Origin of the sequence: Pseudoalteromonas sp. SG41-5 (assembly GCF_014164495.1) — a bacterium.
Classification (GTDB): domain Bacteria; phylum Pseudomonadota; class Gammaproteobacteria; order Enterobacterales; family Alteromonadaceae; genus Pseudoalteromonas; species Pseudoalteromonas rhizosphaerae.
Window position 1 is genome coordinate 1 of record NZ_JACJFH010000038.1, and the last position, 13,942, is coordinate 13,942.

The 13,942-nt window shown below is 40.8% G+C and carries 14 protein-coding genes; 9 read left to right on the forward strand and 5 right to left on the reverse strand.

The window, feature by feature from the left end; genetic code table 11:
• Window positions 1-445: PQQ-dependent sugar dehydrogenase (locus tag H5232_RS11655; RefSeq protein WP_182830922.1), on the reverse strand; the 445-nt coding region annotated here is incomplete at its 3' end.
• Window positions 446-1,593: 1,148 nt separating this feature from the next.
• Here H5232_RS11655 and H5232_RS11660 point away from each other — a divergent pair.
• A complete protein-coding gene (locus H5232_RS11660) occupies window positions 1,594-3,393 on the forward strand; it encodes a P-loop NTPase fold protein (protein ID WP_310736250.1) in 1,800 nt (599 codons plus the stop codon).
• A 61-nt stretch (window positions 3,394-3,454) separates the two neighbouring features.
• Here H5232_RS11660 and H5232_RS11665 read toward each other — a convergent pair whose 3' ends face one another.
• Genes H5232_RS11665 through H5232_RS11675 form a run of 3 tightly spaced genes read right to left on the reverse strand, consistent with a single transcriptional unit; the run spans window position 3,455 to window position 5,284 of the window.
• Window positions 3,455-4,081, reverse strand: coding sequence for a hypothetical protein (locus H5232_RS11665; RefSeq protein WP_182739899.1), 627 nt, complete (start codon window positions 4,079-4,081; stop codon window positions 3,455-3,457).
• Complete coding sequence (locus tag H5232_RS11670) at window positions 4,068-4,619, reverse strand: RNA polymerase sigma factor (RefSeq protein WP_182830923.1); 552 nt, start codon at window positions 4,617-4,619, stop codon at window positions 4,068-4,070. Before H5232_RS11670 ends, H5232_RS11665 begins: the two co-directional genes overlap by 14 nt.
• A 26-nt stretch (window positions 4,620-4,645) precedes the next feature.
• Window positions 4,646-5,284, reverse strand: coding sequence for an energy transducer TonB (locus H5232_RS11675; RefSeq protein ID WP_182830924.1), 639 nt, complete (start codon window positions 5,282-5,284; stop codon window positions 4,646-4,648).
• 152 nt (window positions 5,285-5,436) lie between these two features.
• Between H5232_RS11675 and H5232_RS11680 the strand changes: the two genes are divergently transcribed.
• The 4 genes from H5232_RS11680 to H5232_RS11695 all read left to right on the forward strand — a co-directional run bounded on the left by H5232_RS11680 (window position 5,437) and on the right by H5232_RS11695 (window position 7,578).
• The gene (locus H5232_RS11680) at window positions 5,437-5,943 is read left to right on the forward strand and encodes a DUF3087 domain-containing protein (protein ID WP_182739897.1); all 507 of its coding nucleotides are present in this window, start codon (window positions 5,437-5,439) and stop codon (window positions 5,941-5,943) included.
• 69 nt (window positions 5,944-6,012) lie between these two features.
• Window positions 6,013-6,531, forward strand: coding sequence for a hypothetical protein (locus tag H5232_RS11685; protein WP_182718024.1), 519 nt, complete (start codon window positions 6,013-6,015; stop codon window positions 6,529-6,531).
• Window positions 6,532-6,837: 306 nt separating this feature from the next.
• The gene (locus H5232_RS11690; RefSeq protein ID WP_182830925.1) at window positions 6,838-7,053 is read left to right on the forward strand and encodes a TIGR02450 family Trp-rich protein; all 216 of its coding nucleotides are present in this window, start codon (window positions 6,838-6,840) and stop codon (window positions 7,051-7,053) included.
• Between the two features lie 72 nt (window positions 7,054-7,125).
• Window positions 7,126-7,578, forward strand: coding sequence for a low molecular weight protein-tyrosine-phosphatase (locus tag H5232_RS11695; protein WP_145240896.1), 453 nt, complete (start codon window positions 7,126-7,128; stop codon window positions 7,576-7,578).
• Window positions 7,579-7,652: 74 nt separating this feature from the next.
• On the opposite strand, the gene H5232_RS11700 is transcribed toward H5232_RS11695, so the two are convergent.
• Complete coding sequence (locus H5232_RS11700) at window positions 7,653-8,735, reverse strand: energy transducer TonB (protein WP_182718025.1); 1,083 nt, start codon at window positions 8,733-8,735, stop codon at window positions 7,653-7,655.
• Between the two features lie 255 nt (window positions 8,736-8,990).
• Between H5232_RS11700 and ribA the strand changes: the two genes are divergently transcribed.
• The 4 genes from ribA (at window position 8,991) to alaS (ending at window position 13,565) form a co-directional block, all read left to right on the forward strand.
• On the forward strand, window positions 8,991-9,614 hold the full coding sequence (ribA, locus tag H5232_RS11705; protein ID WP_182768045.1) for a GTP cyclohydrolase II: 624 nt from the start codon (window positions 8,991-8,993) through the stop codon (window positions 9,612-9,614).
• 78 nt (window positions 9,615-9,692) lie between these two features.
• Entirely contained in the window at window positions 9,693-10,481 is a 789-nt protein-coding gene (locus H5232_RS11710; RefSeq protein WP_149981689.1) for a BPSS1780 family membrane protein, read from the forward strand.
• Window positions 10,482-10,492: 11 nt separating this feature from the next.
• Window positions 10,493-10,945, forward strand: coding sequence for a regulatory protein RecX (locus H5232_RS11715; RefSeq protein WP_145240947.1), 453 nt, complete (start codon window positions 10,493-10,495; stop codon window positions 10,943-10,945).
• A 19-nt stretch (window positions 10,946-10,964) separates the two neighbouring features.
• Window positions 10,965-13,565, forward strand: coding sequence for an alanine--tRNA ligase (gene alaS, locus H5232_RS11720; protein WP_145240904.1), 2,601 nt, complete (start codon window positions 10,965-10,967; stop codon window positions 13,563-13,565).
• The last annotated feature ends 377 nt before the right edge of the window (window positions 13,566-13,942 follow it).

Consider the following 13,942-nt stretch of genomic DNA (forward strand, 5'->3'; position numbering starts at 1 on the left):
CGAACAGCAACTGCCAGTTGACTTGTGCCATATCTTTTAAGCGCGAAAGGATAATTGTTGTATTGTAGCCTTCTTCATCGCCTTCATAACCTGAGTAAGAAAAGTAGATCCAGCCATTGTCTTTAAAGTTAGGATCAAGCTCGATATCTAATAAGCCGCCTTGACCTTCCGCATGCATGTTAGGCAGCCCTGCAATTTTTTGTTCTAGCAGTTTGCCATTACGAATTAGCCTAAGCTCACCAGCGCGGTCTGTTACTAATAAATCTTGCTCGTTAAGCCACGCCATTCCCCAAGGAATATTTACCCCTTGAGCAACTAATTCAAGCTGATACTTATCAGCGCTTTTAGCGACAGAGATTTCTTGTTCCGCTTGCTGCACACACGCCTGCAAGGTAGATAAACTGACCATAGCAATAGCTAAACTGGTGTAAAAAGACGTCTTCATGATGACTCCAATTTTTTAAACACGATGTAAATAGAGTAGCGTGTTAATAGTTTAATTGTTATTAACATTTACTAAAGTGCGACTATTAGTAGAAAAAGCGGGATAAAAGTCGAGTTATTGCTGTTTCAAGTTTCGTCGTAGGAGATAGCTTAAGCTACGAATAAAAAATGATGGCTTCGTGCGGCGGGCGACGAGCTACGGCACAATCCTAGTACCTAGTCACTTCCTAGAACCTAGCCACTTTATATTGTAGGTCGTCCTTTAGGGCGAAAAAGTGAATATCACCACCGAGAGCACAAAGGCGCTTCGCGCTGCACAGAGGTTAAATATTGGAAGTAGGAGCAGGCTTTAGCCACGAAGGGTTTAACAGCAGTGATAAGTTAACCTGCGTAGGCGCCAAGCTTGCTGGCGCGCGAGGTTTGGTTGGCTAAAGTGCAACGATAAAACCAATGGGGGCGTTTAAATTGTAGGTCGCCCTTTAGGGCGAGAAAGTGAATATCACCACCGAGAGCACAGAGGCGCTTCGCTACACAGAGGTTAAATAGTGGATGTAGGAGATGGCTTTAGCCACGAAGGGTTTAACACCAGTGATAAGTTCACCACCGAGAGCACAGAGGCGCTTCGCTGCACAGAGCTTAAATATTGGTTGTAGGAGATGGCTTCAGCCACGAAGGGTTTAACTCCAATGTAAGGGTTAACCACCGTAGGCGCTGAGCTTGCTGGCGCGTGTAACTTTTGGTCATTGCTTGCTAACTTGTCGCTTTCAAACTCGCTAACTGTTTAAAGAAACCTTATTCAATGTTTTTTGCCAGATTGCTGGCAGCAACCAAGGGGCGGCTGCCGCCGGTCGCCCCTTGGAACCCCTCGGCGCCCCGAGCATCACGCTTAATCCTTCAATGCGTAATTGATGTGAACGTAAACGGCGAAGATAGGCCAACTTACACATCCTTGTACGCTCCCCAGTTCGGCCATCCATGGCCTCTCGTTCAAAGCTGCGCTTTTCACCCATGGCCTAGTTTCGCGTTATCGCGCATTGCCTACATGGATGTAGGTACTTAGGATTTGTCGGGAACAAAATCCTGCCATGCGCGATATTACTCATCAATTACTTATTTTCAGGGCGTGATGACGGGGGAAGGTTGTTAAACGTGAGATTAGAGTTTGCTCAAGGCAAGACAAAAGGTCTTCCTCAGTACATTTCTATGAGATCTATTGAAGAATTATATTTACCTGACTTTGTATGGCACTATATAAAAAATATATATTTAAGAGGGAATTTGATGGCCGATATAAATGGCTTTGATTGGAGCACACCGCCAAATCGTAAGATAGATGAGTACTTTTCCGCTGATAAGTTAGATAGAGCTAGATACGCAACATTTCTCACAAGATTATTAATTCAAGAAGGTTTTGACGAAAATAGGCCGCAAGAAGAGCAAAAGAGAAACTACGTATTAAACTTAAATGCCGAGTGGGGCGCAGGTAAAACATATTTTCTCAAGCGCTGGTCGCAGGAACTCAAAAACTTTCCGGTTGTTTATATCGATGCTTGGCAACAAGATTACTCAGACGATCCTTTTCTAACAGTTATTGCTGGCATTATTAAGCAGCTTAGTGCGCAGGCAAATTTCGCTATTACTATTCCGAATAAAGCTGCGTCGATATTTAAAGCGGTTGCACCCGCCATTGCACAGGGGTTAACGAAAAAAATAACTGGTATCGATTTAAATGAGTTAAATACATTATTATTTTCAGATGATGAAGGTGGAGAAACTGAGAATGTAGAATCTAGCAAACAAAATAGCTCAGCTTTTTCACCCGCAGTTAAAGCTCTTGCTCAGAACCTTATTAAAGAGCATGAAGCGAAAAGTAAAAGCATCGAGGTAATAAAGTCTAAGCTAGCAGATTGGGTCAGTAAATTTGAGCAGCAGGAAGGTAAAGAATTACCTATTTTTGTCTTTATCGATGAGTTAGATCGTTGTCGCCCAAGTTATGCTGTGGAAATGCTCGAAACTATAAAGCATATATTTGATGTTAAAGGTATCGTATTTGTTGTGGCAACAGATACTGAGCAACTCCAACATACAATTAAGTCAGTTTATGGAGAAGGGTTTGATGCTAAGGTATATTTAGGTCGATTTTTTAACAGCCGCTATAGTTTAAAACGACCTGCACTAAGTGATTTTTTAAATGTGCATGCTGACAGAACAAAGTTTGATCCAGAATATCTCAAGAGCAGAAATATTCAAATCTTGCCTCAGACTGAAAAAGCTGAAACTGCGTTCGCTAATATTTCAGTTGTATTAGATGCTTTTCAAGTATCTGCGAGAGCTGCGATTCAAATTACGGAGCGTATTACAGCAATTATTGCTAATTTACCAAGCGGCAAAAAAGTTGATATTCTTGTTTTAGCTACTTTGTTCTGTATCTATGAAAAAGATCATCCATTGTACGAAGAGATCATAAGTGGACGATTTAAACGAGAAGGGAAAAATGACAAAGGTGAGCCTAGAAAAATTAGTCTAAGTGAGTTCCTAGAGGGACAAATTTTAGATATTTATGCTTCTACTGAACTTTTATATTTTATAGACCCTGAAATTTACACTACTAGATTCTATATTAGCAATATGACCTATCAAAGAAATGATTACTGTAAGGGAAACTACCCAGTATTATTATCTGAGTTTATAGAAAAGATTTTTTGTAAAATTTTTAATGGCTTTGAAAGTGATTTTGACTTCTTATATGCGGGTTTTGAAGACAGAATTTCTGAATTAGAAAAAGCTGAAAGGGAATTAGCTAACATTCTTTCTGGAATTTCTCAAAAAGTAACAATCCCCTGGGTAAACTATATTTATATCAAAGACAAATATGATCAAATTACTAAAGAACATTATCGTGATTTTGTAGAGCTATCTTCGCCGTTAGATTATATGGGAGATAGTTAATAAGCATGATAATTGACAATCTCTGTGTAGCGCAGCGCCTCTGTGCCCTCAGTGGTAAAAATCACCCCCTACACATCTTTACCCCATCTCCCGCATGTTTAAGCGCTATGATCTGGCCTTGGCTGTTGTGGGCCATGGCGAGCATGTCGCCTTTCATTATATTGCTCTCTATAGCGTGTTTGGTTTTTAAGTTATTCAATAGCGAGTCTTTTATTTGAATGAGTACTTCGCTGTGGCAGCTGGCGATGTACCAGTCGTTATCCACTTTTACTAATTGCCCGTATTCTATATAGCGTTGTTGGTGTAGGCGCAGGTCGGCGGCGAGTTTGTCATCGAGTTGTTGTTTTTGGCGGGTTATCTCACTTGAATAACTGCCCGCATTATCTACTTGGTGTACTTCTATAAAGTGGTAACTGCTTTGCTGTACGGCAAAGGTGTTGTTAAGTGTGTGTTGTTGTTCTGTGTTGTTATCTGTGGTATTAAACACGGTAAAGCCCAGTACTACTAAAGCGCAGGCGAGGCCGGTCATTTGCAGGGGTAATAAAAATCGAGTCGGCTTTTTATTAGCTTTTTGATTCGGCATTTGCGTAAATAATGCCTGTTGTTCTGGCGTCAGTGTGTGGCGTTTTTTACGCTCACTAAAATGCTGGTTAAGTTGCTGCTCAAACTGTTCGTTATGCTTGTTCATGGTAGCCTCCTAATAATGTTTTTAAGTTTTGTTTTGCATAACGTAGCCGCGTTTTTACGGTTTCATGATTGCTTTGGGTGATCTGTTGTATGTCTTCAAGCGAAAAGCCTTCTTGCTGTAAGCTGAGCGCTTCGCGTTGTACAAAGCTTAGTTGCATTAAAGCGTGGTTAAAGACTTCGTAATCAAAGCTTTGCTGAGTATTAGGTGCTGCAATTGCAGTATCGTCTGCTAATTCTACAAAACGCTGTTGTTTGCGAAACTCATCGATTAACGCATTACGGGCAAGGCGGAACAACCAGGCTTTCGGGTTGTCTTGCGGTTGATAATAATGGCGTTTTTCCATCACTTTTAACCATGTTTGTTGGCTTATATCAAAGGCGAGTTGCTCATTACTTTGCGTGACTAAGTAATGATATAAATCGTTGCCAAACAAAGTAACGAGTTTAGTTAAGTGGCGATTGTCGCCACTTTTTGCGTAGTCAGCCAAGTAGTCGTTACTGGGCTGACTAATAAACCATGACTTTAAGCTTGTAAGCATAGGCACCCTTATCCGTTAATGAGCTTTTATTGCGTTTGGTCTAACTTAAAATCAAGTTGTACACTTTGCCCAGTTTGCATTTGTGCTACGCCATCAATCACTTTTGGGCGGTATTTCCAGCGTTTAATTGCCCGTAGTGCTTCACGGTCGAAAATGCGTTTTGGTTCTGCGTCAGTAACTTGTGCATCTATTACTTCACCGGTTTGAGATACATTAAAGCTTAATTGTACCCAGCCTTCAATGCCTTCTCGTGCGGCAATGGGCGGGTATTTAGGATTTATACGTACTATGGGGGTCGCATCACCGGTTGGTCGCTGTAAGTTAGCTTTTATATCGCCACCTATTTTATCAATACTTATATCTGGCGTTATTGCGGTTGTTACTATATTAGTATCAGTACTTGGCGGTGTACGCGGCAGCACTTTAGGCGGCGTTTGCATTTTAGGTGGCGGCGGCAAGGTTTGCTTGTGCTGCACTTTAGAATCTTCTGGCGCTTGGAATATTTCTACAATGATGCCGTCATCAATAAAGCTTGGCGCGCGTTGCTCGCCACTAATTAAGTACTGCATAAATGCAAATGCCGCAAAGGTCATGGCTGCACCGCCAACAATGGCCGTTGATGTTTTTAAAGCATGATTAGTGTGTGGTAAAGCTACTGTTTGCATAAGCAAATCCTCGATAAGTTAAGTGGTATTCATCACTAAAACGTGCGCTAGATTAAAAAGGGGTGAAATATTTTTAAAAAGTTTCGTGTTTGCTTATGGGCATTGGTTACAATGGCGGCTGTGAATTTTGGTTTTTATTTTATTAGGCAGTTATGCAACTTATTCAAATTGATAAAGCTCGTTATCGTAAGCATTTAAACCGCGTTATTATCGGCTGCGGCTTGGCGTTGGCTATTGGCAGTTTAGCAATCTCACAACTACTAATCGCGTTATTCCCTGATGAAAGTGGCAGTCATTTTCATTGGAATTTAATAGGTGTAGTTATTACTAGCCTAACAATTGGCTGGGCGCTGAATAAATACCGCACACATGAATATATGACCGAAGTGGTGTATGTGTGGGATCTCAAACAAGCATTGAATAAAATCACCCGAAAAATGGCAAAATTAAAAGCGGCGGGGCGAGAGGGAAATCCTCAAGCATTGTTAGCAATTCATTATAGTTATGCTGGCTCGCGGTTATTATGGCAACTAGACGATAACACTATCACCATGGATGAATTAGCTATTAAGCAAGCTGAGCTTGACAGTGTGGCGGCTAAGTTTAATGTGACGTTAAACGTTGATGATTATGATGATGTTATTTTGAAGCAATTTTAGTTGCCTTTTTGTTTCTAAAATGTGTAAAGTAGCGTTCGCTTTATAATAAAAAACTTAAAAGGAACTTTAATGACATTAAACAAGCTTTGCCTAGGTGCTTTGCTAACGATTTGTACTTTTTCATCTAATGCAAACGATGTTAATTTTTCAATCGGTGGCGGCTACCCTTACTTTGTTATACCAGAGGTATCATTATCAGCAGCACAAGGTACACAGCGCTGGTATGCTAACTATAAAATAGGCTTAGATGATGGTTTTTCTGTCGGGTTTGAACATGCGCTAACGAGCGATAAAAAGCATGCTTTAGGCTTAGTTGTTGGCGCCATTGGTGCACAAGATGATGGTCGTGAGTGTTCGGATACTGATGATAAAGACATTGGTGAGACATTTGGTAATATTTTTGGCTGTGCACTATCAGGTATGTTTGATACAGAAACGACCAACGGTGTAGGCGTGAGTTATAGTTACCTTTTTAGTGGTTTAAATGAAGGCGGTTGGCGCGTTCGTTTTGAATTAGGCTACGGTGAAGGCAGCAACAGTAATGAAAAACGCGCTGATGGTGGCGTGAGTATTAGTTACGAATTTTAATAATTGCATTAGCTTATATAGGCTTTAGTGATAAATTAAAGCCTACCTCTACCTTGTAATACATAGTGAGTCATCTGATGTAACTGGTTATTTAATTCCTCTTACTAGCACCGCAAATTCCAACCCTGCTTGGTAAATATTACCTGAAAATAGACAACCCACTTGATGGTCGAGCCAGACTTATACCTCTATGCAGCTGTGATTAGTTAGCTGTAAAATCACATTTCATTCAGTTAAATGTAAACGCAGTGGGTGGTGTTTACGTATCACGATGATCAATGCTTGATGATGTTAGATAGGAATCATATGAATAAAATTAACCACAGAAAACTATTAAACAGTAAATGGACGGCCGTTTCACCCGTCAATAAAGAAAAGCATTTTATGATTACCGATATGGAGTTTGATGAAGAGGGCGTTGTTATCAGCTGTGTTATTGAAGCGGTGATGTCAAAGCGTTCGATGGAAATAAATTGGCATGATTTAAAAGATCAACAGCGCTGGTTACAAGATTGGAAGTAACCTTGGTATGCAGGTTTTAATTTTATTGGTATCTTATGAATGCATGTTGATGCTAGTGGATGAAATTTAATCATGAAAAAAATACTGATCGTTTGTTTAGGTAATATTTGCCGCTCACCGACTGCGGAGGCGGTGTTAAAGGCTAAAGCATTACAGCGTGGATCACAGTTTGAAATTGACTCAGCAGGTACCGCAGGCTACCACATTGGTAATCCTCCAGATAAACGCTCGCAAGCGGCGGCACTTAAACGTGGCTATAGCTTTGAGGGGATACGTTCACGACAAGTTAACGCTCATGACTTTGAGTACTTTGATTTGATCCTCGCTGCAGATAAAGCCAATTTAGCTGATCTAACTGCACTTTGTCCGGCGCATTTGCAGTATAAGCTGTCGTTATTTTTAGCTTATGGAACCTGCGTTGATGAGATCCCCGACCCTTATTATGGTGGCGAAAATGGTTTTGAACAGGTACTTGATTTAATCGAGGATGCCAGTGACAAAATACTAGATACCTTACAAAAATAGCCCAGTCATGCTGGGCTTAAAACGTGTTTATAAACAGTATTACAAACACTGATGTTATTAGTAATTACGTGTATTTACCTGCCAATTTTAAAGTCTAGCTGCACTTGAGCTTTTGCAACCACTGTTTTTCCGTCTTCAAACTTAGGGGCATAACGCCACTTTTCCATTGCTTTAATAGCTTCTTGTTCAAATGCTTCACCACCTTCAGATTTAATGATGGTGATATTTTTTACAAAGCCAGCGGTGTTAACGTCAAACTCCATTTGCACTGAACCATCTTGCCTAAACCTTGCTTTACTATCTGGGTAGTTAGGTTCTTGACGATAAAGTGGGGTTTGTTGCTGGTTTTCTTGCCACGGCACCATTTTAGCTATAGCTAAACAATGTTTGGTCGCTTCGTCACTTTTACCTGTTTTTTCATAAAGGTGAACTAATTTAGAGTGAGCACTAAGCTCTGTTTCATGATCGAAGCTAAGCGCATCATCAAATACACTTACAACTCGATTTAAACGCTCAATCGCTTTAGAATATTGTCTTTTACCTTCTGCAAAAGCGGCAACTAAAAAGTCAGCTTTGATCCGCTCTACTGAGTTCTCAGGTAAGTTTTGGCTGTAAAACTCGTCTGCCTCAAGTAGGTAACGTTTGGCTTGGTTGTATTTCTTCCCTTGAAAGCCATACGCTAATCCTTGTGCAGCAGCCAGTTTCATATCTGCTACTAATTTTGGGACTTTTTGGACTGCAGCGATTTCAATAACTTGTTTGTATAGGGCGTCGGCTCTATTTACCGAATCAGTATTGGTTGCCATACCAAGCAATGCATCGATGAGTTCAATGCTACTTGTTGGATGATTAGCCGCTAAAATAGTGTAAGCCTGCTCAAACAAGGTAAAACGTTTTTGTTTGTTTTCTGCAGGGTATTGATGAAGCTCATTAGCATAGTTTATGGCTAAATTTGCAGTGTTATCTGATTTATCTCCATAGATTTGCTTACCTAGCAAATAGGCTTGTTCAGCTTTATCTTCTGCGCCTTTGCCTTGTTGCTGTGCATTAAGGTATTGCTGGTAAACTATTTTAAATTGACTATGTATAGATTCATCGGCGTGGCTATAACCAGAATAGGTGATGGCAAGACAAAGTAGTAAAGAGGATGCTTTCATAATGTTCCTTATTATTATGTTTAATTAAATTCTACCAAATAGGTACAACTATGTCATTGATTTAGAGTATCGAGTAAGAATTTTGTTTTTGGTGGGGTGGAATTGTCGATTTAGCGCAGGGCAATGCTTGAATTGCGAGTAACTGCCTCAATATAGTTATTACTCATTGCGGTGTTGTATTATTTTCAATGCAGTTTATTTTTGTGATATTATCACGTTTGCATTATCGCATTACTTTTTAATTTTGGATTTGTCGTGGCGCAAGTAAGAGCTAGAGTCCAGCTAAATGTTGGCAAAAACAGTGATATACCCGCAGAAATCGTGTCATTTAGCGATTTAAAAGATGGCCAAGAGCATGTTGCTTTGGTGTTTAATAGTGCTGATAGCGAGCAGTCTGTGCCGCTTATTCGTATGCATTCTGAATGTTTAACCGGTGATGTATTTCATTCATCACGGTGTGATTGTGGTGAACAACTCAACGAATGTATTGAAATGATGCATCAACAAGGTGGTATTTTACTTTATTTACGCCAAGAAGGGCGTGGTATTGGTTTATACAATAAAATTGACGCCTATGTATTGCAATCACAAGGTATGAATACCTATGAAGCAAATAATCATTTGGGCTTTGCTGATGACTTACGTGACTTTTCTGACGCGGTATTAATGCTAGAAGCGATGGGGTTGGCTCACGTAAAGCTGATGACCAATAATCCTAAAAAGCTTAATGCCTTGAAAGATGCAGGTATTGAAGTTGAATCAGTGGTTGGCACGCATGCACACATTAAAGCTGGTTTAGCGGGCAATAAAGCATACCTAGAGACGAAAATTAAGCATGGTGCGCATATGTTAGATATAAAGAAGATTAAAAAACCGTAATTTTAAGCTGTCGTCTATGTAATCCCATCCAACGCCGAGTTATACTCGGCGTGTTTTGTTGTTAATTTAAGAGCAAGTATGTCAATTGAATTACGAGTATTTAAGGCCGATGCAGGGCTGAAATGGTTTAAAGCAGGCTGGCTTATTTTTAAAACTCAGCCTTTTACCTTTATTTTTATGCACTTATTTATAGGTATTATTGGTTTACTATCGCTATTTTTACCTTTTTTACAAATTATAGCAGCCATTGCCACGCCATTTTTAACTGCGGGGTTTTATCAAGCGGTGATCACCAAACAGCAAGGCGGCAAAATTATGTTGGCCGATATCCTAAAGCCGTTTACCGCCAAGGGTAATCGCATGGGGCTGCTTCGTTTAGCGCTTTATCAAATGGCGGCAGGTGTGCTAATGGCCTTGTTAGCTGCTGGCTTATTTGCTGAAGCTGTTGAGATTATGAGTAATCCGAATGTCGATCCTAACATTGCCTTGCAGCAAGTAATTGATAGCATCTCGATGGCAAATTTGGCGCTGTTTTTAATTGCGTTATCGGTGTATTTAACGGCTTTTTCTTATGCAGTGCCGTTGGTTTATTTTAATCAACAAAAACGTATTTTTGAGGTGCTAAAAAGCTCACTTATGGTGTTTTACCACAACATGGCACCATTGAGTGTATATGGGGCAATTACTGCAGGCTTGATGATGCTTTCAATGTTTTTATCATTCTTGCCGCTGTTGGTTTTAATGCCAATTTGCTACATTAGCTTTTTTGTTTCTTATCAAGCTATTTTTATGCCGATCGTACCGCCTGCAGAGGCAGAGCCTGTTGCGCCGCAGCATAATGATCAAAGCGGTCGTTTTGACGCATAATGGCTGAAGAAATGGATGAAGCATTACAAAAGAAGTTAAAAAATTATGTACTTTGGTTACTCGGGCGCCAAGAATATTCGCGTCGAGAGTTAACCCAAAAATTACAGCAAAAAGAGGCGACGCCTGAATTTATCGAAGCTTTATTAGATTGGTGTGAAGAGCACAATTTTATAAATGAGCAGCGTTATGTTGAAGGTTTTGTACGTCGCCACATTGCTAAAAAACATGGCTTAAAACGTATTCAAAGCGAAGCCATGGGCAAAAGGATTGACCGAGCACTGTTAGAAAGTGTGATTGAATCATTCGAAATTGATTGGTTTGGGTTAGCGCAGGATGCGTATTTAAAGAAGTATTCAAATTCACAGAACGACTTCGATCACAAAGAAAAAGCTAAGCGCGTGCGCTACTTAATGTATCGAGGGTTCAGTTACGAACAAATAGATTTTGCAATGCAAGCACAGTAAAAATGGGTGAGACGTTCACATGCAGCACATGACTACCGCACAGATCAGGCAACAGTTTTTAGATTTTTTTGCCTCTAAACAACACCAAATTGTTCCATCAAGCTCGCTTATTCCGGGTAACGATGCGACGTTATTATTTAATAACGCCGGCATGGTGCAATTTAAAGATGTATTTTTAGGCGCCGAAAGCCGCCCTTATAACCGCGCAACTAGCTCACAACGTTGTGTGCGTGCCGGTGGTAAGCATAATGATTTAGAAAATGTAGGCTACACAGCACGCCACCATACATTTTTCGAAATGTTAGGTAACTTCAGCTTTGGTGATTACTTTAAGCAAGACGCGATTAAGTTTGCGTGGGAGTTTTTGACTGACGTTGTAAAACTGCCGAAAGAAAAACTGCTCGTTACTATCTACCATGATGATGAAGAAGCATTTGGTTATTGGGCTAACGAAATTGGTTTGCCTGAAGATCGCATTATTCGTATTGCTACTTCAGATAATTTCTGGTCAATGGGTGATACTGGCCCGTGTGGTCCATGTTCTGAAATTTTTTATGATCATGGCGAACAGATTTGGGGCGGACCTCCAGGCTCACCTGAAGAAGATGGCGACCGTTTCATTGAAATTTGGAACCTGGTATTTATGCAGTATAACCGTCAAAGCGACGGTACGATGGAGCCGCTTCCTAAGCAGTCTGTTGATACAGGTATGGGTCTTGAGCGCATTGCTGCAATTTTACAAGGCGTGCATTCAAACTATGAAATCGATTTATTCCAAGGCTTAATTAAAGCTGCTGCAGAAGTTACCAATGCACAAGATATGGATGATAAATCACTGCGCGTAGTGGCGGATCATATTCGTTCATGTGCGTTTTTAATTTCTGATGGGGTTATGCCATCAAACGAAGGCCGTGGTTATGTACTGCGCCGTATCATTCGTCGTGCAGTTCGCCATGGTAACAAGCTTGGCGCACAAGGTTCGTTCTTCTATAAGTTAGTTGCTGCGCTAATCGAACAAATGGGTCAAGCGTATCCAGAGCTTGCAAAACAGCAAGAAATCATCGAAAAAGTACTGCGTATTGAAGAAGAGCAGTTTGGCAAAACTCTTGAGCGTGGTTTAGCTATTTTAGAAGAAAGCCTGACTGATTTAACTGGCGATGTGATCCCAGGTGAATTGGTATTCAAATTATATGACACCTATGGTTTCCCTGCCGATTTAACCGCAGATGTAGCGCGTGAGCGCTTTATGACGATTGATGAGCAAGGCTTCCAAGAGTGCATGGCTGTACAGCGTAAAACTGCACAACAAGCTGGTAAATTTGGTGCTGACTATAACCAGCAATTAAAGTCTGACAAACACACTGACTTTAAAGGCTATGACGCAACGCACTATAGTGGCACTGTGATTGAAATGTTCGCGCAAGGTGAAGCTGTATCAGTACTTGAAGATGGCCAACAAGGCATTGTGGTACTAGATCGCACACCGTTTTACGCTGAATCTGGTGGCCAAGTTGGCGACACCGGCACATTAACGGTAGCTGGCGGTGAGTTTACAGTAACTAATACTACTAAACTTGGTAATGCATTCGCGCATCACGGAACAGTGATGGGGCGTATTGGTGTGAATGATAAAGTTGACGCTAACATTGATGATAAGCGCCGTGATCGTGTTAAAAAGAATCATACAGCGACGCATATTTTACATGAAGCACTACGTCAGTTATTGGGCGATCATGTGTCGCAAAAAGGTTCGCTCGTAGACCCTGAACGTTTACGTTTTGACTTCTCGCATTTTGAAGCAGTCACGAAAGCTGAACTACGTGAAATTGAGCGAGTTGTGAATGACGAGATCCGTCGTAACTTTGCACTAAATACTGAGCTGATGGCAATCGATGCCGCCAAAGAAAAAGGCGCAATGGCGTTATTTGGTGAGAAGTACGATGATGAAGTTCGCGTAGTGACTATTGGTGATTACTCTATAGAACTGTGTGGTGGTACTCACGTAAATCGTGCTGGTGATATCGGTTTATTCAAAATAGTTTCTGAGAGCGGTATTGCTGCCGGTGTGCGCCGTATTGAAGCGGTAACAGGTGCTGATGCAATTGCTTATGTAAGTGAGCAAGAGCAACACCTAAACGACGTAGCGGCTCTTGTTAAAGGCGACAGCGCATCAGTACTTGAAAAAGTAACTGCCTTGCTTGAAAAGTCGAAAGGGCTTGAAAAGCAAATAGCACAGCTAAGCGACAAGCTAGCCAGTGCTGCGGGTGCATCATTAATTGATTCAATTGTTGAAATTAACGGTGTTAAATTACTTGTGGCAAACGTTGAAGGCACTGAATCAAAAGCCTTACGCGGCATGGTTGATGACCTTAAAAACAAGATTGGCTCAGGTGTTATTGCACTTGGTGTTGCTGATGGCGACAAAGTAAGCTTAATTGCTGGTGTGACTAAAGACTTAACTGGCAAAGTGAAAGCCGGTGAGCTGGTAAATCACATGGCATCACAAGTTGGTGGTAAAGGCGGCGGTCGTCCTGATATGGCGCAAGCTGGTGGCTCTGAGCCGCAAAACTTAACTGCAGCACTTGATAGCGTAACCGCTTGGTTAACTGAGCGTACTTAATAGCTCAGTACGTAAAGTTGATTTAACACTTTAGGAGGCTCAATTGAGTCTCTTAAGGTGTTTACTCTAAATCTGCTTTAACAGCTAAGCCACGTCCTAAATTTATAGCTAAAACGGCATACCTTACTAAATACACACTACCGCATTTTTTATTGCCACTGGATTTACCTTAATTACGAAAAAACTCGGAACTATCCCCATAAACTCTCCACAGCGATGATAAAACTAATTTTTATTGAAACTTTTTCTCGATAACTGCGTCCAAATAGTTAAGATTAATCATAACTTTGAAAAAATAGGCTATGCTTATATCGACTACCGTTATAGTGCACAGAAAAGATTTTAGTAACTACTTGAAGTATTAAATGACAGCCACC